At 74.0% G+C, this 21,981-nt stretch carries 17 protein-coding genes and 1 pseudogene; 9 read left to right on the top strand and 9 right to left on the bottom strand.

The window, feature by feature from the left end; genetic code table 11:
- The first annotated feature begins 56 nt into the window (after positions 1–56).
- From EV376_RS12185 to EV376_RS12165, 6 genes and pseudogenes are all read left to right on the top strand, one after another.
- Positions 57–1,022, top strand: a complete 966-nt coding sequence (locus tag EV376_RS12185) for a glutathione S-transferase C-terminal domain-containing protein (RefSeq protein ID WP_130322756.1) — start codon at positions 57–59, stop codon at positions 1,020–1,022.
- Complete coding sequence (locus tag EV376_RS12180) at positions 1,015–1,788, top strand: DUF998 domain-containing protein (RefSeq protein ID WP_486482603.1); 774 nt, start codon at positions 1,015–1,017, stop codon at positions 1,786–1,788. The genes EV376_RS12185 and EV376_RS12180 overlap by 8 nt, the downstream gene beginning before the upstream one ends.
- Positions 1,789–2,177: 389 nt before the next feature.
- Positions 2,178–3,106 (top strand): annotated as a pseudogene (locus EV376_RS30855) (DUF222 domain-containing protein); the annotation flags it as partial.
- Positions 3,107–3,127: 21 nt separating this feature from the next.
- Positions 3,128–3,718 (top strand): HNH endonuclease signature motif containing protein, encoded by a 591-nt coding sequence (locus tag EV376_RS30850; protein ID WP_486482890.1) that lies wholly within the window; start codon positions 3,128–3,130, stop codon positions 3,716–3,718.
- 341 nt (positions 3,719–4,059) lie between these two features.
- The gene (locus EV376_RS12170) at positions 4,060–5,355 is read left to right on the top strand and encodes a dicarboxylate/amino acid:cation symporter (protein ID WP_130322754.1); all 1,296 of its coding nucleotides are present in this window, start codon (positions 4,060–4,062) and stop codon (positions 5,353–5,355) included.
- A 66-nt stretch (positions 5,356–5,421) separates the two neighbouring features.
- A complete protein-coding gene (locus EV376_RS12165) occupies positions 5,422–6,489 on the top strand; it encodes an NADH:flavin oxidoreductase/NADH oxidase (RefSeq protein WP_130322752.1) in 1,068 nt (355 codons plus the stop codon).
- Positions 6,490–6,502: 13 nt separating this feature from the next.
- On the opposite strand, the gene EV376_RS12160 is transcribed toward EV376_RS12165, so the two are convergent.
- Together EV376_RS12160 and EV376_RS12155 are read right to left on the bottom strand one after the other, a co-directional pair.
- Positions 6,503–10,006, bottom strand: a complete 3,504-nt coding sequence (locus EV376_RS12160) for an ABC transporter ATP-binding protein (protein WP_130322750.1) — start codon at positions 10,004–10,006, stop codon at positions 6,503–6,505.
- Between the two features lie 171 nt (positions 10,007–10,177).
- Complete coding sequence (locus EV376_RS12155; RefSeq protein WP_130322748.1) at positions 10,178–11,017, bottom strand: DUF4081 domain-containing GNAT family N-acetyltransferase; 840 nt, start codon at positions 11,015–11,017, stop codon at positions 10,178–10,180.
- Positions 11,018–11,191: 174 nt separating this feature from the next.
- Here EV376_RS12155 and EV376_RS12150 point away from each other — a divergent pair, with 174 nt between their 5' ends.
- Positions 11,192–11,752 carry a PadR family transcriptional regulator gene (locus EV376_RS12150; RefSeq protein ID WP_130322746.1) on the top strand — a complete coding sequence of 187 codons (561 nt, stop codon included), beginning with the start codon at positions 11,192–11,194 and terminating at the stop codon, positions 11,750–11,752.
- An 89-nt stretch (positions 11,753–11,841) separates the two neighbouring features.
- Here the strand turns inward: EV376_RS12150 and ispG are convergent, their stop codons facing one another.
- From ispG to EV376_RS12130, 4 genes are all read right to left on the bottom strand, one after another.
- A complete protein-coding gene (gene ispG / locus EV376_RS12145) occupies positions 11,842–13,014 on the bottom strand; it encodes a flavodoxin-dependent (E)-4-hydroxy-3-methylbut-2-enyl-diphosphate synthase (protein WP_130322744.1) in 1,173 nt (390 codons plus the stop codon).
- 9 nt (positions 13,015–13,023) lie between these two features.
- Positions 13,024–14,274, bottom strand: coding sequence for a site-2 protease family protein (locus EV376_RS12140; RefSeq protein ID WP_130322742.1), 1,251 nt, complete (start codon positions 14,272–14,274; stop codon positions 13,024–13,026).
- Positions 14,274–15,485, bottom strand: coding sequence for a 1-deoxy-D-xylulose-5-phosphate reductoisomerase (gene dxr, locus EV376_RS12135; protein ID WP_130322740.1), 1,212 nt, complete (start codon positions 15,483–15,485; stop codon positions 14,274–14,276). The genes EV376_RS12140 and dxr overlap by 1 nt, the downstream gene beginning before the upstream one ends.
- A 225-nt stretch (positions 15,486–15,710) precedes the next feature.
- Positions 15,711–16,151 carry an Hsp20/alpha crystallin family protein gene (locus tag EV376_RS12130; protein ID WP_130322738.1) on the bottom strand — a complete coding sequence of 147 codons (441 nt, stop codon included), beginning with the start codon at positions 16,149–16,151 and terminating at the stop codon, positions 15,711–15,713.
- A 169-nt stretch (positions 16,152–16,320) separates the two neighbouring features.
- On the opposite strand from EV376_RS12130, the gene EV376_RS12125 reads away from it, so the two are divergent.
- Positions 16,321–16,938 carry a tyrosine-protein phosphatase gene (locus EV376_RS12125; RefSeq protein ID WP_207228136.1) on the top strand — a complete coding sequence of 206 codons (618 nt, stop codon included), beginning with the start codon at positions 16,321–16,323 and terminating at the stop codon, positions 16,936–16,938.
- 49 nt (positions 16,939–16,987) lie between these two features.
- Here EV376_RS12125 and EV376_RS12120 read toward each other — a convergent pair whose 3' ends face one another.
- The gene (locus tag EV376_RS12120; protein ID WP_130322736.1) at positions 16,988–17,536 is read right to left on the bottom strand and encodes a GNAT family N-acetyltransferase; all 549 of its coding nucleotides are present in this window, start codon (positions 17,534–17,536) and stop codon (positions 16,988–16,990) included.
- Positions 17,537–17,586: 50 nt separating this feature from the next.
- Here EV376_RS12120 and EV376_RS12115 point away from each other — a divergent pair, with 50 nt between their 5' ends.
- On the top strand, positions 17,587–18,441 hold the full coding sequence (locus EV376_RS12115) for a YhjD/YihY/BrkB family envelope integrity protein (RefSeq protein WP_130328625.1): 855 nt from the start codon (positions 17,587–17,589) through the stop codon (positions 18,439–18,441).
- A 76-nt stretch (positions 18,442–18,517) separates the two neighbouring features.
- Here EV376_RS12115 and EV376_RS12110 read toward each other — a convergent pair whose 3' ends face one another.
- Together EV376_RS12110 and EV376_RS12105 are read right to left on the bottom strand one after the other, a co-directional pair.
- Positions 18,518–19,675 carry an alkaline phosphatase PhoX gene (locus EV376_RS12110; protein WP_130322734.1) on the bottom strand — a complete coding sequence of 386 codons (1,158 nt, stop codon included), beginning with the start codon at positions 19,673–19,675 and terminating at the stop codon, positions 18,518–18,520.
- A gap of 71 nt (positions 19,676–19,746) precedes the next feature.
- Entirely contained in the window at positions 19,747–21,924 is a 2,178-nt protein-coding gene (locus EV376_RS12105) for an MMPL family transporter (protein ID WP_486482602.1), read from the bottom strand.
- Positions 21,925–21,981: the final 57 nt, after the last annotated feature.

The following is a 21,981-nucleotide window of genomic DNA, read 5'->3' as shown; positions in this document are numbered from 1 at the left end:
GGCGGGTGACGCTTCGACGACAGGATATCCGCGCTTGGAACGGATAGGTTGACGGCATGGCCGGGGCCCAGTTCAGCGCAGAGACCAGCGGCAAGGGCGAGTTCGTCCGCCAACCCAACCGGTTCACCGGCCGGGTCACCCCCGATTCCGACTCGCCGCCCGGGGGCGGGCCGGACGCGCAGGGCCGCTGGCCGCTGGAGCCGGGCCGGTACCGGCTCATCTGGTGCCGGGCCTGCCCGTGGGCGCACCGGGCCCGGATCGTACGAGGGCTGCTCGGGCTGACGGACGCGATCTCGCTCGGCACCGTCGACCCGATCCGGGACGAGAAGGGCTGGCGGTTCAGCCTCGACCCGGACGGGTTCGACCCGGTGCTCGGCATCGGCTACCTCTCCGAGGCGTACCTCGCGACCGACCCCGACTACACCGGCCGGGTCACCGTCCCGGCGCTGGTGGACACGCTCACCGGCCAGGTGGTCACCAACGACTATCCGCAGCTCACGCTCGACCTGTCGACGCAGTGGCGATCGCTGCACCGGCCCGGCGCGCCGGACCTCTACCCGGAGGAGTTGCGGCCGGAGATGGACGCGCTGATGGCCGAGATCCACCGGGACGTCAACAACGGCGTCTACCGGTGCGGGTTCGCCACCTCCCAGTCCGCGTACGACGACGCGTTCCGGGCGCTGTTCGCCCGGCTGGACGCGCTGTCCGAGCGGCTGGCGGGCCGGCGGTACCTGATGGGGGACTCGATCACCGAGGCGGACGTGCGCCTGTTCACCACGTTGGTCCGCTTCGACGTCGCGTACCACGGGCACTTCAAGTGCAACCGGCACAAGCTGACCGAGATGCCGGTGCTGTGGTCGTACGCCCGGGACCTGTTCCAGACGCCGGGTTTCGGGGAGACGGTGGACTTCGACCACATCAAGCGGCACTACTACACCACCCACAAGATGATCAACCCGACCGGGATCGTCCCGCTCGGCCCGGATCTCTCCGGCTGGACAACGCCGCACGGGCGTGGCTGACCCCCGCCGCACGGCCGGAACCGAGCAACCCGCGGCCGGCTCCGGGCACGGGGCCAACGGCAACACTCGCCGGGCCGCCGCCGACCCCGGCCGCCCGCCCGCCGGCACCGGGCGGCGCAATGGCGGACGGCGCGCTGGCGAGACCGGGCGGCGGGTAACCGCGGGGGCTGCTCGGGCCGCCGCCGGCGGTGCCGCGGTCAGCATCCTGGCGGGCGCGGTGGCGGTGGCCGTCGCCGTGGTCGCCGGCCCCGGTCCGGGGCTGACCGGGTACGTGAGCGAGGCCGGCGTCACCGACAGTGCTTATGCGCCCGCGTACCGGATCGGGGTCTTCGCCCTGGCCGCCGGCGTGCTGCTGCTCGCCGCGGCGCTGCCACCGGTGCTGCGCCTCGCTGCCGGCCTGCTGGTCGCCGGCAGCGCGTTCGCGCTGGTCTCCGGCGCGGTGGCCTGCAGCGCGGGCTGCCCGCTGCCACCGTACGAGCAGGCGACGACCGCCGACCTGGTCCACGGCGGAGCGAGCATCGCGGCGGTCGGTGCCGTGGTGCTCGGGATGCTGGCGGCCGCGCTCACCGGCGACGCGCCGCGGGCCCTGCGCCGCCTCGCCGCCGTGGGGGCCGGCATCGCGCTGCCGCTGTCCGGCGTGACGGCGGTCGCCCTGCTCGCCGTCGGGCGGGGCGGCCTGCTCGCACTGCTGGAACGGCTCCTCCTGCTGGTCTGCGTGCTCTGGGGCACCGCCACCGCCGCAACCATCGCCCTGAGGAACCGGTAAGGGGGACGCGACGCCCAAGGCTGGATCGCCGGCTCCACCAGCGGGGCCACCACGGGCCAACAACCGGCGCCGACGGTTGTGAGCCGAGCCGGGACTGTTGCAGCAGCGAAAGCTGGATCAGGCCGGAGCCGGGCCACGCCGGGACCGAAACAAGCAGGGCGAAACCGGACCGCGGCACAGCCCGGCAGGGCCCGCAGGCCGGAGCCGAAAGGCGGGGCAGGCGGTCGGGAGACCTGACCGGCGCGGAGAAGCGGGCCGGGAGCCGGACCAGGATGGACGGCGAAGCTGGCCAGATTGTCGTACACCCGTTCTAGGATCACCGTGTGTTGGAGGATCTGGCGCGGGCGGACGAGGCGACGCGGTCGTGCGTGGAGGCGGCCGTGTGGTCGATGCCCGAGACGCGGCTGATCGACGCTCTTGAGGCAGTGCACCGGTTGGAGCAGCGGGTCGTCGCCTTGAAACTGGCGCTGGTGCGGGAGCTGGATGGGCGCGGCACGGCGGTGGCGCAGGGAGCCACGTCGACCGCGGTGTGGCTGCGCGACCGGCTGCGGTTGCCGGTGCGTAACGCACGGCGGGTGGTCGAGCTCGCCGTCGTGTTGGACGCCGGGCCGGGTGGCTCGTCTGCCGCCGGGGCATCGCCGGGGTCGACCTCCCCGGGAGCCGGGTTCGCCGGGGTCCGTGCCGCTCTCGCCGACGGTCGGGTCGATGTCGCGCAGGCGCGGGTGATCGCCGAGACGGTCGCCACGGTCCGCGCCGAGGCCGGTCCGGAGGCCGCCGACCAGGCCGCCGACCTGCTCGTCGACTGGGCCGGCGAGTTCGACGCCGGTCTCCTGCGCCGGCTCGGCACCCGGATTCTCGACCACGTCGCCCCCGAAGTGGCCGAACGCGCCACCGAGAAGACACTGGCCGCCGAGGCCGCCCGCGCCAACCGCGACCGTCACCTCACCCTCGCCCACCACGGCGACGGCCGCCTGCGCCTCACCGGCAACCTCGACCCCGAAACCGCCGCCCTGCTCCGCGCCGCCCTCGACCCCCTCACAAGACCCTCCGGACCCGACGACACCCGCACCCCCGGCCAACGCCGCCACGACGCCCTCGCCGACCTGTGCCAGCTCACCCTCCGCACCGGCCAGCACCCGAGCACGGCGGCGACCCCACCCAGCTCGTCGTCACCACGACCTACGAGGCCCTCACCGCTCAACTCAGCACCGGCACCCTCGACACTGGCCTCCTTCTGCCGGCCGACACCGTCCGCCGCCTCGCCTGCGACGCCGCCATCCTTCCCGCCGTCCTCGGCGGCGCCGGGCAAGTCCTCGACGTCGGCCGGCAGCGCCGCCTCATCACCGGCCCGCTACGCCGCGCGCTCGTCCTACGCGACCGCGGCTGCGCCTTCCCCGGCTGCGACCGCCCACCCCGCTGGTGCGAAGGCCACCACCTCCACCACTGGTCCGACGGCGGCACAACCAGCCTCACCAACGCCGTCCTGCTCTGCCGCCACCACCACCGCCAAATCCACCACCACCACTGGCAGGTCCGCCTCGCCACCGACGGCCTACCCGAATTCCTCCCACCTGCCTGGCTCGACCCCGAACGCCGCCCCCGCCGCAACCACCACCACCGCCCGCACCCCCGCACCCCGCATTTCGCCCCTGCCGCCACCGCCGGATCCCCGCGTCCTGCCGACCCGACAGCGAACCGGGCGCTCCCCATCCCGGCAGCATCCGATTGCCTAGTCGGCGCGACAACACCAGACCACGTCGTTGTCCCCGTCGACGCAGCGACGTCGGCGACGACCCACGGCGGCACGGCGGCGACGGCCCGAGCCGGGTCCCCGGCTGCCAGGACGGCAGCAGGCAGCGGGACGGCAGCGGACAGGAGGACCTCCACCCGACCTCCGGGCCGACCGTCAGCCCGTCCTCGACCGCCGTGACGGCCGCGATCCCGTGCGACCGAGGCACGCGGCCGAGCTGACCGGTTGAGCGACCGGCCGGTTGGCGCGAGACACCGGCAAGCCAGCCGGCAGGCGCGCTGCGGCAGGGCTGGCGCCACCCGGCCTGCCGCAGAGGACACCCGTCCCTGTAAGGAGCGTCACCGGGTTCACTCCTTCCGGCTCGGGGTCGGCCGGCGTAGCGTCGATCGGCGATGACCAACGTCTGGAATCTCACCGTCCGCCTGTACGTCGATCTCCGACGGCAGGCCAGCGGTGTCTGTCCGGCGCGGCTGCACCCCTGACGCCGCCCTGACCGACCTCCTTTCAGACTTGGACCTTTCATGCGCAAGATCCCCTTTTCCGTGCAGATCCTGCTCGGTCTCGTCCTCGGCGTGGCGCTCGGCTTCGTCGCCCGCGCCGCCGAGCTGAGCTGGCTGACCAGCACCCTCGACACGGTCGGCAGCCTCTTCGTCCAGCTGCTCAAGCTGGCCGTGCCGCCGCTGGTGTTCACCGCCATCGTGGTCAGCGTGGTCAGCCTGCGCGGGGTGGCCAACGCCGCGCGGCTGGCGCTCAAGACCCTGCTCTGGTTCGGCGCGACCGCGCTCGTCGCGGTGAGCGTGGGCATCGGCCTCGGCCTGCTCACCGACCCCGGACGCGGAGTCACGCTGGACACCGCCGCGGCCACCGAGCCGAAGCGGACGGGTTCCTGGACGGACTTCCTGACCGGCATCGTGCCGACCAACCCGGTCGGCGCGTTCGTCGAGGGCAACGTCCTGCAGATCGTCTTCCTCGCGCTCGTCATCGGCGCCGCCGCGCTGCTGGTCGGCACGGCCGCCGAGCCGTTCGTCGAGCTCAACCGTGCGCTGCTGGAGATCGTCCAGAAGGCGCTCTGGTGGGTCATCCGGCTCGCCCCGATCGGCACGCTCGGCCTGATCGGCAACGCCGTCGCCTCGTACGGCTGGGATCTGGTCGCCCCGCTCGCGCGCTTCACCACCGCCGTGTACGTCGGCTGCGCGATCGTGCTGTTCGCGGTCTACCCGCTGCTCCTGTTGGCGGCCGGGCGGCTCAACCCGCTGCGCTTCTTCGCCGGCGCCTGGCCGGCGATCGAGCTGGCCTTCGTCTCCCGCTCCTCGGTGGGCACCATGCCGGTGACGCAGCGCTCCGTCGAGCGCCTCGGCGTCCCCCGCGAGTACGCCTCGTTCGCGGTGCCGTTCGGCGCGACCACGAAGATGGACGGCTGCGCGGCGATCTACCCGGCCCTGGCGGCGATCTTCGTCGCGCAGGTCTTCGGGGTGGACCTGGGCGTCACCGACTACCTGCTGATCGCGTTCGTCTCGGTGGTCGGCTCGGCGGCGACCGCCGGCCTCACCGGCGCGATCGTGATGCTGACCCTGACCCTGAGCACGCTCGGCCTGCCGCTGGCCGGTGCGGGCCTGCTGCTGGCCATCGACCCGATCCTGGACATGGTCCGGACGGCGACCAACGTCGCCGGTCAGGCACTCGTGCCGACGATCGTCGCCGCCCGCGAGGGCACTCTCGACCGGGCCGCGTACGACTCGGCCGGCCGGCGCGCCCCGGACGGGCGCACCCCGGATGAGCGGATCCGGGACGAGGCCCTGGCTCCCGCCCCGGCCTGAGCACCCGTACGCGACGGAGGGCACCTCCCCGGTGCCCTCCGTCGCACCGTCTGGAGGATGACCCCCATGAGCGCCCTCTTCACCCCCCTCGCCCTGCGCGCGGTGACCCTGCCCAACCGGGTCGCCCTCGCGCCGATGTGCCAGTACTCGGCCGGCCCCGACGGCCTGCCCACCGACTGGCACCTCGTCCACCTCGGCAGCCGTGCGGTCGGCGGCGCCGGCCTGGTGCTGACCGAGGCGACCGCCGTCGTGCCCGAGGGGCGGATCAGCCCACAGGACACCGGGCTCTGGTCGGGCGCCCACGTCGACGCCTGGCGACCGGTGACCTCGTTCGTCGCCGCCCGGGGCGGGGTGCCGGCGGTGCAACTGGCGCACGCCGGGTTCAAGGCCTCGACGTACCGGCCGTGGGCGCCGCGGCGGGGCGGCGTGCCCGACGCCGAGGGCGGCTGGACGCCGGTCGGCCCCGGCAGCGAACCGTTCGTCGCCGACTACCGCCGCCCGGCCGCGCTCGACGAGGCCGGCATCGCCGGGGTGATCGAGGCGTTCGCGGCGGCGGCGAGCCGGGCCGTGGACGCCGGTTTCCGGGCCGTGGAGATCCACGCGGCGCACGGTTACCTGCTGCACGAGTTCCTGTCGCCGCTGACCAACCACCGCACCGACGGCTGGGGTGGCGACCGCGCCGGACGGATGCGCCTCACCCTCGCCGTGACGCGGGCGGTCCGTACGGCGGTCGGCGCGGACCTGCCGGTCCTGGTCCGCGTCTCCGCCACCGACTGGGTCGACGGCGGCTGGACCGTCGAGGACAGCGTGGTTCTCGCCGGTGCGCTGGCCCGCGCGGGCGCCGACCTGGTGGACTGCTCGTCCGGCGGGGCGTCGCCCGACGCGAGCGTGCCCGTCGGACCGGGCTACCAGGTGCCGCTCGCCGCCCGGATCCGCCGCGAGGCCGGGGTCACGACCGGCGCGGTCGGCCTGATCGTCGAGCCGGAGCAGGCCGAGCAGATCGTGGCGACCGGCGCGGCCGACCTGGTGCTGCTCGGCCGTGAGCTGCTCCGGGATCCGTACTGGCCGCACCGCGCCGCCGCCAAGCTGGGCACCGCGCCCACCTGGCCGGCCCAGTACCTCCGCGCCACCTGACCCCCGGCCGGGGTCAGCCGGCCAGGTGGGACCAGGCCGGTTCCAGGTCGCGCCACGGCCCCTGGGCGGCGACCCGGCCGTTCTCCAGGACCACGACGTGGTCGGCGCGGACCAGTGCCGCCCGCTTGGACGTCGAGCCCACCACCGTGACGCCGTGGCGGCGCAGCGCCTCCCACAGCGCCAGCTCCGTCGTCACGTCCAGCGCCGACGACACGTCGTCGGCGACCAGCAGTTCGGTACGCGGCGCGAGCGCGCGGGCCAGCGCCAGGCGCTGCAGCTGCCCGCCCGACAGCCGGGTGCCCTTGTGGCCGATGACCAGGCCGAGACCGGACCCGGACGCCGCCAGATCGTGGTCGAGCTGGGCGGTCGACACGGCCGCGGCGGCGTCCACCGGGTGCCCGAGGGTGATGTTGTCGGCGACCGTCCCGGACAGCACCCGGGGCAGCTGGCCGACGTAGCCGACCTGCTGCGGCCGCAGGAACAGCTCCGGCTCGGTCACCGGTTCGCCGTTCCAGGTCAGCCGACCGGTGTGCGGCACGATCCCGGCCAGTGCCCGCAGCAGCGACGACTTGCCCGAACCGACCTGGCCGACCACCAGCACGAGCTGGCCGCGCTCCACGGTCAGGTCGACGTCCCGGACCGCCGGCACGCCGTCGGCGTGCCGGACGCCGAAGCCGGACAACTCCAGCCGGCGCAGCGGGTGGCGGGGCGGCACCGGCGGTGCCGGGGCCGTCCCGGCGGCCAGGTCCACGCCGGGCACCGCCGTCGAGTAAGCCGGCACGCCGGTCATCGCCACCGTCCGGTGGGTCCACACCCGCGCCGAGGGCACCTGCGAGATCAGCGAGGCGGTGGTCCAGGCGAACCACCGTGCCGCCGCCAGGGTGGACACGGCGACCAGGGTCGCCCCGGCCGACAGCCCGCCGGCCAGGTACAGCGCCCACGCTCCGATCGGCAGCAGCCCGCTGACCAGCGACGGCGTCGACCGGGACCACACCTGCACGGAGATCTCCCGCCGCTGGAGTTCGCTGCGCGTCACGTCCAGGTCGGCGAGGTGCCCCAGCACGGGCCGGGTCGCGCCGGCCAGCTTGACCGTCCGCGCCGCGGACAGCGAGGACACCAGCGCGGTCGCGAAGGCGGCCCGGGCCGCCACCGTCTCCCGGGCGGTGCGCTCCAGGCGCGGGCCGAACAGCGTCGCCGCCAGCCCGGAGATCACCATCGTCCCGGCGAAGAAGAGCCCCGGTACGAAGCTGCCGGAGATCGCCGTCATCGCCACCAGCAGGATGACGGCGGCCGCCTGGTCCAGCAGGTTGTCCGCCAGCTGCACCACCCGCTCGGTGTCGCCGCCCTGGGCGACCACCTCCGCCGGGGTGTGCGTGCTGACCCGCCGGGGACCGGTCTGCCCGTGCACCAGGCGCAGGCTGATCCGCAGCATCTGCCGGACCCACCAACCGGGGAACCAGATGCTCGTGTACCAGGGGATCGGGAGCGTGACCAGCAGCCCGGCGGCGATGCCGAGCGCGGGCAGCCACGGGTTCCCCACACCGTCGACGACGTCCGCCCAGAGCCAGGGCAGCAGCGGACCGTCCAGACCCACCAGCACCAGCACCATGAACAGGGCGAGCGCCGCGAGCCCGTACCGCGGGTCGTTGGCGACCAGCCGCACGATCTCCCGCAGCGTCCGACCGGGGCTGGCCGACGGCGGTGGCGCAAGCTCCTCCGCCGGGCCGGCGGGCGCGGGCGTACGGTCCGCCGGCGCGGTGACCGGATCGGCCGGCCGCTCCGGTTCCGGTCCCTCGAGCAGGTCCAGCCCTCCACCGCCACCGGCGCGGGCGCCGGTGCGGGCGTACGCGGCGGTGTGGCTGGTGGCGAGCAGCTCGGCGAAGCGCTCCGACTCCCGCAGCGGCCCGGCCTCGACCACGGCGCCGTCGGCCAGCACCACCACCTCGTCGCAGTGCCGCACCGACGAGAGCCGGTGGGCGATGACGATGCCGATCCGGTCCCGCAGCAGCCGCTCGGTGGCCCGCTGCACGCGCGCCTCGGTGACCGGGTCGAGCCGGGCGGTCGCCTCGTCCAGGATCACCACGTGCGGGTCGCGCACCAGGATCCGGGCGAACGCGACGAGCTGCTCCTGGCCGGCGGAGAGCGCGTGCCCGCCCTCGCCGAGCCGGGTGTGCAGCCCGTCGGGCAGCTCGGCGATCCAGCCGGCGAGGCCCAGCTCGTGCAGCGCGCCGGCCGCGTCGTCGAGCAGGTCCGGGTCGAAGAGGGCGACGTTCTCGGCGAGCGTGCCGGCCAGGATCTCGGTGCGCTGCGGCACCACGGCGACCCATCTGCGCAGCTGCTCCACGTCGACGTCACGCAGGTCGCGGCCACCGAGCAGGACGGTGCCGGGCGGCAGGTCCACCGCCCGGGTGAGCACCTTGGCCAGCGTCGACTTGCCCGAGCCGGTCCGGCCCACCAGCGCGTACGAGCGGCCCCGGGTGAACGTCAGGTGGATGTCGCGCAGCGCCGGCCCCCGGGTGCCGTCGGCGGCCGGGTAGCGGAACGTGAGGGCCCGCACCTCCAGGTCACCGTCGACCGGAGCCAGCCCGCCGACGGGCTCCTGCGGGGAGTCCGCCAGCAGTTGGACGCGGCCCCACGCGCCCAGCGCGTACTGCAGCTCCGGCACCATCCGGCTGACGTGCTCGACGGTGGCGCCGTAGGCGATGGCCAGCAGCCACACGGCGGTGAGCCGGGCGCCGTCCATCCGGCCGGTGGCCAGCGCCCAGGCCCCGGTCAGCACCACGGCGGCGATCCCGGCGCGGGTGACGCCGGCGGCCACGGTGGTGACCTTCGCGGACATCCGCCACACCCGCATCCCGCGGGAGAGCACGGCCGCCGCCCGCTTCGCGTACAGCCGCAGCACGTACGGCTGGGCGAGGCTGGTACGGACGTCGTCCTGGCCGTGGATCGACTCCTCCATCACCGCCGCCAGATCGGACCAGGCCTCCTCCTCCGCCATCCGGGCCGGGACGATCCGCGCCGCGGGCCGGCGCAGGCCGAGTACCAGTCCACCGGCGAGCACCAGCATGGTGAGGCCGGCCGGCCACCAGACGCCGATCGCGACGGCTATCGACAGCACCGCCACCGCCAGCGACTGGGCGATGCGGACGCCCTGTGCCCGGACCGCGGCGGCGACCTGGTAGACGTCGCCGTCGATGCGGTCGAGCAGCTCACCGACCGGTGTCGTCTCCAGGGTGGGCAGGTCCTGCCCGAAGGCCACCCGGCAGAGCCGGCGCCGGACGGCGGCGGACCAGTCGGCGGTCACCCCCGCCATCGCCAGGCTGACCACGAGGTCACTGAGGACGGCGGCGACCAGTGCCACCGCGAGGACGGTGAAGTATCCGCCTGAGCGGTGCAGCAGGACCGGCCCGGCCAGTGCCGCCGCGGCCGCCTGGCCGCCGGCCCCGAGCACGACCAGGACGGCCACGACCGCCATGCGGCGGGGCGCGGTGGCCCACATGTCGCGGAGCAGACGCACGGCGGGGACCCCTAACGGCAGGCGGTGGCGGTGGGTCCAGCCTCGCCTGACCCGGGCGGGTCGCTCAACGCATTTACGCGTCGATGCGTCGCCGTCCGGTGACGGGACGTGTCCTGTTGACCGGGCCCCTTCCCGCTACCGAAGGGGTCACCAAAGGGCCTGGCCGACGGCTCAGAACAGGACGGTGGCCAGGGTGCCGACCGGGCGGAAGCCGCAGCGCTCGTACACCCGGCGGGCGGGCAGGTTGAAGTCGTTGACGTAGAGGCTCACGGTCGGTGCGACCCGCCGCAGCGCGTCCCGGACGACGGCCGCCATCGCCGCCGTGGCGATCCCCCGGCCCCGCCATTCGGGAGCCACCCAGACGCCCTGCACCTGCGCGGTACGCCGGGTCACCACCGCCAGCTCGGCCTTGAACACGACCCGGCCGTCGACGAAGCGGGCGTACGCCCGGCCGGCCCGGACCAGGTCCTCGACCCGACGGCGGTACCCGCGGCCGTCGTCCTCGAGGAGCGGCGAGACGCCCACCTCCTCGGTGTACATCGCCACCGCCGCCGGGAAGAGCCGGTCCACCTCGCCGCGGCGCACCCGGCGTACCTGCGGGTCGGGGGCGACGGCGGGGTTGGTGTCGGTGGCGAGCAGGGGTTGGTTGGGCCGGACGTCCCGGGCCGGGCCCCAGGTGGGCGAGAGCCGGTCCCACAGCCCGAGCACCGCGTCGGCCCGACCGACGATCGACGAGCAGAGCCGCTCCTCGCCGGCGAGGAGGTCGGCGAAGGCGGCGACGGCCGGCTCGCTGGCGAGCACCGGCGTGAGGTTGCCGCCCAGCCAGCAGACCGATTCCAGGTGCCGGCGGCTGCCGTAGCCGAGGACCCGCCCCTCGGCGCGCCACCAGGCGAGCCCGCGCGCGGCGATTCGCTCGGCGACCTGCGCACCCGCGTACGGGTCGAGGTCGAGCAGGCGCTCGACCGCGCGGCGCTCCGATTCCCCCAGTTGCCGTACCGGTGCCGTCAGCACGACTACCAGCCTGCCAGATCGGCGCGGGCGGTGCCGGTCGACCGCCGCAGCCGACGGGTGACCCACCCGGACGGTCCTGGCGTGCCGACCGGATCGCTGGAGGTGCTTGTCGGCGATGTGTTGGCGATATATCGTTGATGCATCGACGATACGAACGTGACAGAGGAGTTTCGAATGGGATTCCACCGACGGATGCACGCACTGCACGAGGGCCGGATGCGGGGGTTCGGGTTCCCGCCGTTCCCGCACGGGCCGCACGGCCACGGCGGGCGCGGACGCGGCGGCCGTGGCCGGGGTCGCCGGCCGAACGTCCGCGCCGCGGTGCTGGCCCTGCTCACCGAACGGCCGATGCACGGCTACGAGATGATCCAGGAGATCGATTCCCGCACCGGCGGGGCCTGGCGGCCGAGCCCCGGGTCGATCTATCCGACCCTCCAGCTCCTCGAGGACGAGGGCGTCATCGCCGCCAGCGGGGAGGGCGGCGGCCGCAAGCGGTTCGCGCTCACCGAGCAGGGCCGGTCCGAGGCCGACGAGGCGGCGCAGACCCCGCCGTGGGCCGAGGTCGCCGAGAGCACGGTCACCAACTGGCACGACGTGCGGGAGGCCGGCGCGCAGGTCGTGCACGCCCTGCGGCAGGTCATGCTGACCGGCACCGACGAGCAGCGGGAACGCGCCGCACAGGTGCTCGACGAGACCCGCCGCAAGCTGTACGCGATCCTCGCCGAGTCGGAGTGACCGGCAGCGGCCCGAGAGAACGGCCCGAGAAAGAAAGGGGGGCGTCCCGTGCGGACGCCCCCCTTTCGCGGGCAGTGGGTACGGGTGGCTCAGTGCACCGTCACGGTGGCGCCACCGGCGAGGTCGCGCAGCTCCTCGGGCAGCTCGGCGCCCATCTCCTCGGCGAGGCGGAGCGCCTCCTCGATGAGCGTCTCCACGATCTGCCCCTCCGGCACGGTCTTGATGACCTGGCCCTTCACGAAGATCTGGCCCTTGCCGTTGCCCGAGGCGACACCGAGGTCCGCCTCGCGGGCCTCGCCGGGCCCGTTCACCACGCAGCCCATGACGGCGACCCGCAGCGGCACCGGCAGCCCCTCCAGGCCGGCGGTGACCTCCTCGGCGAGCTTGTAGACGTCCACCTGGGCCCGGCCGCAGGACGGGCAGGAGACGATCTCCAGGCCGCGCTCGCGCAGGCCCAGCGACTCCAGGATCGCGGCGCCGACCTTGATCTCCTCGACCGGCGGGGCCGACAGCGACACCCGGATCGTGTCGCCGATCCCCTCGGCGAGCAGCGCGCCGAAGGCCACCGCCGACTTGATGGTGCCCTGGAACGCCGGGCCCGCCTCGGTGACGCCCAGGTGCAGCGGGTAGTCGCACTTCTCGGCCAGCAGCCGGTACGCCCGGATCATGACCACCGGGTCGTTGTGCTTCACCGAGATCTTGATGTCCCGGAAGCCGTGCTCCTCGAAGAGCGAGCACTCCCACAGCGCCGACTCGACCAGCGCCTCGGCGGTGGCCTTGCCGTACTTGGCCAGCAGCCGCTTGTCCAGCGATCCCGCGTTGACGCCGATCCGGATCGGCACGCCCGCGTCACCGGCGGCCTTGGCGATCTCCTTGACCTTGTCGTCGAACTGCCGGATGTTGCCCGGGTTCACCCGGACCGCCGCGCACCCGGCGTCGATCGCGGCGAAGACGTACTTCGGCTGGAAGTGGATGTCGGCGATCACCGGGATCTGCGACTTGCGGGCGATCGCGGGCAGCGCCGCCACGTCGTCCTGGCTGGGCACGGCGACCCGGACGATCTGGCAGCCGGACGCGGTCAGCTCGGCGATCTGCTGGAGCGTGGCGTTGACGTCGGCCGTGAGGGTGGTGGTCATCGACTGCACGGACACCGGCGCGCCGCCGCCGACCGGAACCGGGCCGACCATGATCTGGCGGCTCGCCCGGCGGGGTGCGAGCGGCGGAGGCGGTACGGCGGGGATACCGAGACTGACAGCGGTCACTTCAGGCACTCACCTTGAGAAGAGCGTGATCGGGTTGACGACGTCCGCGGTGATGGTCAGCAGCGTGAACGCGCCACCGATCAGGATCACGGCGTACGTGAAGGGCATGAGCTTGAAGTAGTCGACCCGGCCGGGGTCGGGGCGCCGCAGCCGCGCGTACACCCAGGAGCGGGCCCGCTCGAACCAGGCGATGGCGATGTGCCCGCCGTCCAGCGGGAGCAGCGGCAGCAGGTTGAACACGCCGATGAAGAAGTTCAGCGAGACGAAGAGCATGAAGAACAGCAGCCAGGCGTTGTGCTCCACCGCCTCGCCGCCGAGCCGGCTCGCGCCGACCACGCTGATCGGGGTGTCCACGTCGCGCTCGCCGCCGGTGATGGCGGTCCACAGCGCCGGGACCTTCTGCGGGATCCGCTTCATCGCCTCGTACGTGTTCACTGCCATGGTGCCGGTGAAGTCGCCGGTGGCGCCGATCGCGGCGACCGGGCCGTACTCGATCCGGGTGGGCGTGCTGGGGATGAGCCCGACGCCGAGCGCGGCGACCGGCCCCACGGTGCCCCGCGGGTCGTCCAGCGGCGGGCGCTGGGTCTGCGCGAGGGTTGCGGACGTGGTGCCCGGCTGGCCGTCCCGGACGTACGCGATCCGCGCCGTCTCCCCCGGCTTGAGCGCGCGCAGCGCGACCAGCAGGTCCCCGTAGGTGGCGACCGGCGTGCCGTTGACCGCGGTGATCCGGTCGCCGTCGCGCAGCTGGGCCTGACCGGCGGGGCTGGCCGGGTCGGCCGGGGTGCAGGCCCGGGCGGCGTTCTCCGGCACGACGCAGTCAGCGAGCTGGATCACCGCCGGCTCCTGCCGGACCTGCTCCTCGGTGGTCGGGAAGTTCGGGTTGGGCAGGCCGGCCGTGATCGCGATGACCCAGAGCGCGACCAGCGCCAGGGCGAAGTGGGTGACCGAGCCCGCCGACATCACGATCGTCCGCTTCCAGACCGGGTACCGCCACATGGCGCGGGGCTCGTCGGCCGGGTCCACGTCGTCGTCCTGCGGGGTCATCCCGACGATCTTGCAGAAACCGCCGAGCGGGATGCCCTTGATCCCGTACTCCGTCTCGCCCCGCTTGAACGACCACAGGGTCGGACCGAAGCCGACGAAGTAGCGGGTGACCTTCATGCCGAAGGCCTTGGCGGTGAGCATGTGCCCCGCCTCGTGCAGACTCACCGAGATCAGGATGGCGAGGGCGAACAGGGTCACCCCGAGCAGGTATGCCATCAAGCTCCTTCCACCGCCGCCTCGATGATCGTCTGCGCGTGCCGGCGGGCCCACGACTCGGCCGCCAGCACGTCCTCGACGGTACCTGGTTCGGCGAAGTCGGGAGCGTCCCGCAGCACGCGTTCCAGAGTGTCGACGATGCCGAGGAACGGCAGCCGTCCGGCCACGAAGGCGGCGACGCACTCCTCGTTGGCCGCGTTGTAGATCGCCGGCCGGCAGCGGCCCGCCGCGCCGGCCGCCTTGGCCAGGGCGACCGCCGGGAACGCCTCGTCGTCCAGCGGCAGGAACTCCCAGGTGTGGCTGGTCGTCCAGTCGACCGCGGCGGCGGCGGCCGGCACCCGGTCCGGCCAGCCGAGCCCCAGGGCGATCGGCAGGCGCATGTCCGGCGGGCTGGCCTGGGCGATCGTGGAGCCGTCGGTGAACTCCACCATCGAGTGGATCACCGACTGCGGGTGCACCATCACGGTGATGTCGGCGTACGGCACGTCGAACAGTTCGTGCGCCTCGATCACCTCGAGCGCCTTGTTGACCATGGTTGCCGAGTTGATCGTGACGACCGGCCCCATGTTCCAGGTCGGGTGCGCGAGCGCCTGCTCCGGCGTGACCCGCGTCAGCTCCTCCCGCCGCTTCCCCCGGAACGGGCCACCGCTGGCGGTGACGACCAGCCGCCGCACCTCACCGCGGGACCCGCCACGCAGGCACTGGGCGAGCGCCGAGTGCTCCGAGTCCACCGGGACGATCTGCCCCGGCCGCGTCACCGCGGCCCGCACCAGCGGGCCGCCGGCCACCAGCGACTCCTTGTTGGCGAGCGCGAGGGTACGCCCGGCGCGCAGCGCGGCCAGCGTCGGCGCGAGGCCGAGCGAGCCGACCACCCCGTTGAGTACGACGTCGCACGGCCACTGGGCCAGCTCGGTCATCGCGTCCGGGCCGGCGATGATCTTCGGGAGCTTGAAGTCGCCGCTGGCCCACCCCCGGCGGCTCGCCTCCGCGTAGAAGGCGAGCTGGAGGTCCTGCGCGGCGGACGCCTTCGCCACGCCGACCGCCTCGACGCCGAGCTCGAGGGCCTGCGCGGCGAGCCGCTCGACGTTGCCGCCGCCGGCGCCGAGCGCGACCACCCGGAACCGGTCCGGATTGCGCCGCACGATGTCGATGGCCTGCGTACCGATCGAGCCGGTGGAGCCGAGCAGGACCAGGTCCCGGGGAGAAGTCACGCCGCCATTCTTCCCCAGCCCCGCCCGCCGCCCTCCGGGAGCCTCAGCCGTCGACGCCTGGCTCCTCCGGCGCCGACTCGTCGCGAAGGTCGGCGGGGTCGACGGAGAAGGCGAACGGCTGGGTCATCGTGAACGTGACCGCCCGCCGCACGACGTGCCGATGGCAGCCCGCGCCAAGGGGCTGCCATCTGGTCGACGAATTCCTCGGACGGTCTTCGGGGCGGGCTAGCGCGTATCGATCGAGATACGCCGCGGTTTGGCCCCCTCCCGCTTGGGCACGCGCACCGTGAGCACCCCGTCGGACAGCTCCGCGCTGATGTTGTCCGTGTTCGCGGTGCTCGGCAGGGTCGTGCGGTATTCGAAGCGGCCCGTCCGCCGGGTGCGGCTGCGCACCTTCCCCCGCTGCTCGGACTCCTTGCACTCCCCCGAGATGATCAGCTCGTTGCCGCTCACCTCCACGTTGATGTCCTCACGCCGCATCCCCGGCGTCTCAACCTGGACCAGGTAGGCGTCGTCAGTCTCGATCACGTCAGCGAACGGCGTCCAGGCCGCCCCGTCCGTCGGCCCGAGCACCGATGTCATGAGGCGGCTCATCCGGTCGTGCAGGTCGTCGAACTCCCGTACCGGGTCCCACAGACCCACCGGATTCAACACAGGTAGCGCCATGATGCTCCTTCCCCGGGATGCGCGATTTCACGCCCGGGACGGCTACCCGCCATTCCAGCCGCCTAACCTCGGCCCTGGCGCGTCCAGCCGGACGATGGGCGAGTGGATCATGCGAATCGATGCGGGGGCGCCGCTTGCCTCGAGCGGGGCCGGCCGGTGAGATGGGCCGGTGTTCATCGACGGGGGAATCCTGAGCTGGCCCGGGTGCCGGAACATCCGCGACCTCGGCGGAACGCCCACCACCGACGGGCGTCGCATCCGCCATGGCGCCCTGCGGCGCTCGGACCGGCTCACACCCGCCGACGTGCCCGCCGCCCGCACCGCCGGGATCACCCGGATCCTCGATCTGCGGCTGGCGCGGGAGTGTGACCGCGACCCGAGCCCGTTCGCCGCCGACCCGGTCTACCGGCACGCGCCCCTGCTCGCCGATCCGCTCGGCTACGACCCGCCCGCCGACAGCTACGGCCCGATGCTCGACCACAACGCCCGGCGGATCGCCGCTGCCGTCCGGCTGGTGGCCGCGGCCCCGCCCGGGGCGGTCCTGGTGCACTGCCACGCCGGCCGCGACCGCACCGGTGTGCTGGTCGCGTTGCTGCTCGCGCTGGCCGGCGTCGGCCCGGCGGAGATCGCCGCCGACTACGCCCGCACCGAGGGCTGCACCCCGCTGCCGATGCAGAACACGCTGGCGCACCTCGACGCCCGGTACGGGGGCGCCGGGCCGTACCTCGCCGCCGCGGGTGTGCCGCCGACCGTCCCGGCAGCCGTGCGCGACCGGCTCGTGTCCTAGCTCCACCCCGATTGGACGGCACGGCGACGAGCACCCCCGGCCGGACGCGTCACGCCGGCGGGGCGGCCAGGAGGAAGGCCTCCACCTCCGTGCCGCCGTACCAGTCGGTGCGGCGGCCGAGATGGGACATCCCGAGGCGGCGGCACACCGCCATCGAGCGGTCGTTGCCGGGCGTCACCACCGCGTAGATCTCGCGGCTGCCCGCCGCGAACTCGCGGGCCACCACCGCCCTCGCGGACTCGGTCGCATAGCCGTGGCCCCAGGAGTCCGGGTGCAGGTGCCAGCCGACCTCGATGTCGTCGGTGAAGGTCACGCCGTCGGCGCCCGGCAGCGGCTTGAGCAGGACGCTCCCGGCGACCCGCCCGGTCCCGCGCACCTCGATCGCCCAGAGGCCGTACCGGCCGTCGTACGGTGCGTAGCGCTCGCGCCAGGCGGCCACCCGCTCGACTGCCTGCGCCGGGTCGGTCAGGGTGCCGGCACCGCCGCCCAACCAGCGCATGACCTCGTCGCGCGAGTAGATGTCGTAGATCCGGTCCAGGTCGGTCGGGGATTCGGTCCACTCCCGGATCACCAGGCGGTCGGTCGTAGGAAGGGTCATGGCGGCCGAGTCTAGGAGTGACCGGGCAGGCGGTGGGGAACTGGAACGCGATGGGCGGCCGACTGCAACGGGTGAAGCGGATCGCGCGTGCCGCGTTCCGGCCGGTACGCGGGCGGGACCTGTCCCTGCACGCCGCCGCGATCACGTTCTACGGCGCGATCGCCGTGGTGCCGGTGGCCCTGCTGGCCGTCTGGCTCACCTCGCTGGTGGCGGGGGCCGAGCGGGTGCACCGGCTCACGTCGTACGCCGTCCGGACGCTGCCGGACGAGATCGGTGCACCCCGGGCGGTGGCCGCCCTGGTCGACGCCGGGGTGACCCTCACCCCGCTGCTCGCGCTGGCGTCGCTGCTGCCGGCGTCGCTGTACGGCGAGGGGCTGCGCCGGGCGTTCGTCTCGGTGGCCTACGCGCGCCACGACGAGTCGCTGGTGGGCTGGCGGGGGCGGCTGCTGCTGCTCCCCCTGCTGGCGCCCGCCCCCGCCCTGCTGCTTTCGATCCTGCTCGCGCTGCCGACCACCACCCGGCTGGTGCGGCAGGGTGGCTGGCTGGGCGCTCTCGGCGTGGTGCTGTCGTTCCTGGCCGTCTGGCTGGTGCTGACCCCGGTGCTGATGTGGGTGTTCCGGGTGGTCGGGCCGGCGTCGCCGGACTGGCTGTCCACCCTCGCCGTGGGGTCGTTCACGGCGGCGAACCTGTCCGGATTCCTGCACGGCTTCGTGCTCTTCGCGTCGCTCCCGATCGACCTGGGGGTGCCGTTCGGCGGCTTCGACACGATCGGCGCCGGCGTGGCCGTCCTGCTGTGGCTCTACCTGTTCCACGTGATCGTCCTGGCCGGCTACTCGGCCACCCTGGCGCTGTCCCGCTGGCGCACCCGCCGCACCACCCCCGGCCCCGGCCCCGAGCCCGGTTGATCATGAAGTTGGCGCCCCGGGACGGCGCATCCGTGCCGCCAACTCCACGATCGACGAAGGCGGGCCGGAGACCGGGTCAGCGGCGGAAGGGGCCGAAGACCTCGTAGGTCACCCCGGCGCTGCCGGTGCGCTCGCCGGTGGTGCCGCGCTGGGAGCTGAAGTAGAGACGGGTGCCGTCCGGGGCGAACGCCGGGCCGGTGATCTCGGACTCCGGGTGGCCGTGCAGGCGGAGGAACGGGGCCACCACCCCGGCCGGCGTGATCACGCAGATCTCCATGTTGCCGCCGTCCTCGGCGACGTAGAGGTCCCCGCCCGGGGTGCCGGTGATGTTGTCCACCCCGGTCAGCGGGGCCGCCCCGGCGGGTACCAGCGAATCGTCGTACGCGAGGTCGATCCGCTGGTTCACCGCGTCGTACGCCCAGACCCGGTTGTCGCCCTTGGTGGTGAACCAGCAGGTGCCCCGGTCGTGCCAGCAGCCCTCGCCGCCGTCGAAGTGCTTCGCGGCGCCGACCTGCCAGCGGGTCGGGATCGGGAAGCCGTCCCGGTCCGGGACGTCCCGCCAGCTCACCGGCCCGGCGGTCTGGTCGGCCGGGGCGCAGAGCACCTGCAGCCGGCCGGTGCGCAGATCGCCCCAGGTGTCCGGGACGAACCGGTAGAAGCATCCGTCGCCCTCGTCCTCGGTCAGGTAGACCACCCGCCGGTCGGGGTCGCAGGCGGCGGCCTCGTGCGTGAAGCGACCCATCCGGGTGCGCTCCTCGGCCGGCCGGCTGCCGTCCGGCCAGGTCTCGAAGACCCGCCCGAGCGGCACCTCCTCGCAGGACAGCCAGGTGCCCCACGGGGTCGCCCCACCGGCGCAGTTGACGTTGGTGCCGCCGAGGATCCGGTAGGCGGCGGCGATCGAGCCGTCCGCCCGGAAGCGCACCGCCGACGCGCCCCCGACCAGCGGGATCTCCGAGTTGGAGACGTAGATCCAGCCGTCACCGGCCGGGAAACAGGCTCCGCCGTCGGGCGCGAAGTGCCACCGGTAGCCGGCGACGGGCTGGCCGGAGCGGGCGATCACCCGGCTGCTGAACCCGGCGGGCAGTTGCAGGCCGTTGGCGTCGGCGGCGAGCAGCTCGCCGTACGGGCCGGGGCCGGGCTGGGCGGGGGCGGCCAGTGCGGCGCCGGCCCACAGGCTGCCGGCGAAGGCGGCGCCACCGGCGACGGTGGCGCGCAGGACGGTACGACGGTCCATCGGACAACCTCCCGGGGCTAACGGTCGATGCCCCGTCGACGGTAGAGCCGACGAGGCATCGACGGAAGCCACTATTCGCTGAGCGCGGGATGACGGCCGCCCGGCCCGTCCCCCTCCCGGATGCCGTACCGCCGGTACACCCGGCCCAGCGGTCCCGGCGCCCACCAGTTCCAGCGGCCCAGCAGCCGCATCGTCGCCGGCACCAGCAACACCCGGACCAGCGTCGCGTCCACCACGATCGCCACGATCATGCCGACCCCGATCAGCTTGATGTACGCCATCCCGCCGGTGGCGAAGCCGGCCACCACGACGATCAGCAGCAGCGCGGCGGCGGTGATGATCCGTCCGGTGGCCTGGAGGCCGGCGGCGACCGACGCGGTGTTGTCGCCGGTGCGGTCCCACTCCTCGCGGACCCGCGACAGCAGGAACACCTCGTAGTCGGTGGCCAGGCCGAACAGCACGGCCAGCATGAGGATCGGGTTGCTCGGCTCGATGAAGCCGGTGGGGGTGAAGTCGAGCAGGCCGGCGAGGTGGCCGTCCTGGAAGATCCAGACCACCACGCCGAACGACGCGCCGATCGAGACCAGGTTCATCAGCACCGCCTTGACCGGCAACACCACCGAGCCGAAGGCCAGGAAGAGCAGGGTCAGGATGGCGGCCGCCATCAGCAGCGCCATCCAGGGCAGCCGGTCGCCGAGGCTGTCCAGCAGGTCCCGGTCGGCGGCGGGCCGGCCACCGACGAGCAGCTCCGCTCCGGCCGGCGCGGGCAGCGCGCGCAGCTCGCGGACGATGTCCTGGGCCACCTCGCCGGTCGGCTCCCCGGGGTAGCTGACGGTGAGCAGGGTCGAGTCGTCCCGCTGGGCGCCGATCTGCACTCCGGTGACGCCGGGTACCGCCGCGACCCGCTCGGCGAGGGCCGGTACGGCGTCCGGCGGCGCGCCTGAGACCAGCACCTCGACCGGGGCGACCGTCCCGCCGGGGAACCCGTCGGCGATGCGCTCGGCGACCACCCGGGGCGCGGCGTCCGCCGGCAGCACCCGCTCGTCGAAGCCGCCGAACGCCATTCGCAGCGACGGCACGGCGAGCAGCCCGAGCAGCACGACGACACCGACCAGGTAGGGCACCGGGCGGCGCATCACGCTCCGCGCGATCCGGGCCCAGGCGCCGCCGGACCCGGCCACCGCCGGCCGCCGCCCACGCGCCACCCGGCGCCGCCACGGCAGCGGTACGCGCACCGCGTCGATCCTCGGGCCGAGCACCGCGAGCAGGGCCGGCAGCACGGTCAGCGCCGCCAGCATGGCGACCAGCACCGCGGCCATCCCGCCGAGGCCCATGGACCGCAGGAACGCCTGCGGGAAGATCAGCAGGCTGGCGAGGGCGAGCGCGATGGTGAGGCCGGAGACGAGCACGGTGCGCCCGGCGGTCGCCATCGTGCGCCGGATCGCCTCCGGGGTGTCGTGGCCGGCGGCCAGCTCCTCGCGGAACCGGCTGACCACGAACAGCGCGTAGTCGACGGCCATGCCGAGACCGATCAGCGTGATGATGTTGATGGCGAAGATCGAGATGTCGGTGACCAGGTTGACCAGGCGGACCGCGATGAACGCGCCGAGGATCGCCAGCCCGCCCACCAGGAGCGGGGTGGCCGCCGCGACCAGCCCTCCGAAGATCAGCACGAGCAGGACCAGCAGCACCGGCGCCGACAGCAGCTCCGCCCGGGTGATGTCCTCGGTGGTGCGCTCGTTCGCCTCGTGCAGGAACGCCACATTGCCGCCCACCTCGGTGCGCAGCCCTGGCACGTCGAGCGCCGGCCGCAGCGCCTGGTACGCGGCGGTCTTGCCGTCCTCGTCGTCCGCGCGCAGCCGCACGGCGGCGTAGGTGGCCCGGCGGTCGGTGGAGAGCAGCCCGGGAGCCTGGGTGTCGTACCAGGTCACGACGCTGGTGACCGCGGCGTGGGCGCGCAGCCCGGCGACCGTGGCGCCGACCGCGTCCCGGAAGGCCGGCTGGTCGGCGGTCGCGGTGTCGCTGGACCAGAGCACGATCAGGTCGGCGCCCTGTGGGCCCAGTTCGTCGGCGATCCGCTCGGCCGCCCGGCTCGACTCGCTCGCCGGGTCGTCGAAGCCACCCCCGGTCAGCTGCCCGAAGACGCCGGCTCCCCAGGTCGAGCCGACCGCGACCAGCACCACTGCGGCAGCGAGCACCGCCCAGCGAAGCCGCACCACCGCCCGCCCCCACCAGCCGAACACCCGCATCCCCCTCACCGGCCGCCGTCCCGGCGCCCACCGCCGTCGATCATGAAGTTATAGCGA

Source organism: Micromonospora sp. CNZ295, assembly GCF_004217535.1.
The sequence above is the reverse complement of the archived record's forward strand: the minus strand, read 5'-3'. Positions and strand labels throughout refer to the sequence as shown.

Coding starts and splice junctions, on each gene's coding strand:
- EV376_RS12140 (WP_130322742.1), bottom strand. CDS start 14,274: ATGGCATACCTGCTCGGGGTGACCCTGTTCGCCCTCGCCATCCTGATC.
- EV376_RS12120 (WP_130322736.1), bottom strand. CDS start 17,536: ATGACCCTTCCTACGACCGACCGCCTGGTGATCCGGGAGTGGACCGAA.
- EV376_RS12165 (WP_130322752.1), top strand. CDS start 5,422: ATGAGCGCCCTCTTCACCCCCCTCGCCCTGCGCGCGGTGACCCTGCCC.
- EV376_RS12115 (WP_130328625.1), top strand. CDS start 17,587: ATGGGCGGCCGACTGCAACGGGTGAAGCGGATCGCGCGTGCCGCGTTC.
- EV376_RS12110 (WP_130322734.1), bottom strand. CDS start 19,675: ATGGACCGTCGTACCGTCCTGCGCGCCACCGTCGCCGGTGGCGCCGCC.
- EV376_RS12185 (WP_130322756.1), top strand. CDS start 57: ATGGCCGGGGCCCAGTTCAGCGCAGAGACCAGCGGCAAGGGCGAGTTC.
- EV376_RS12170 (WP_130322754.1), top strand. CDS start 4,060: ATGCGCAAGATCCCCTTTTCCGTGCAGATCCTGCTCGGTCTCGTCCTC.
- EV376_RS12150 (WP_130322746.1), top strand. CDS start 11,192: ATGGGATTCCACCGACGGATGCACGCACTGCACGAGGGCCGGATGCGG.
- EV376_RS12105 (WP_486482602.1), bottom strand. CDS start 21,924: ATGCGGGTGTTCGGCTGGTGGGGGCGGGCGGTGGTGCGGCTTCGCTGG.
- EV376_RS12130 (WP_130322738.1), bottom strand. CDS start 16,151: ATGGCGCTACCTGTGTTGAATCCGGTGGGTCTGTGGGACCCGGTACGG.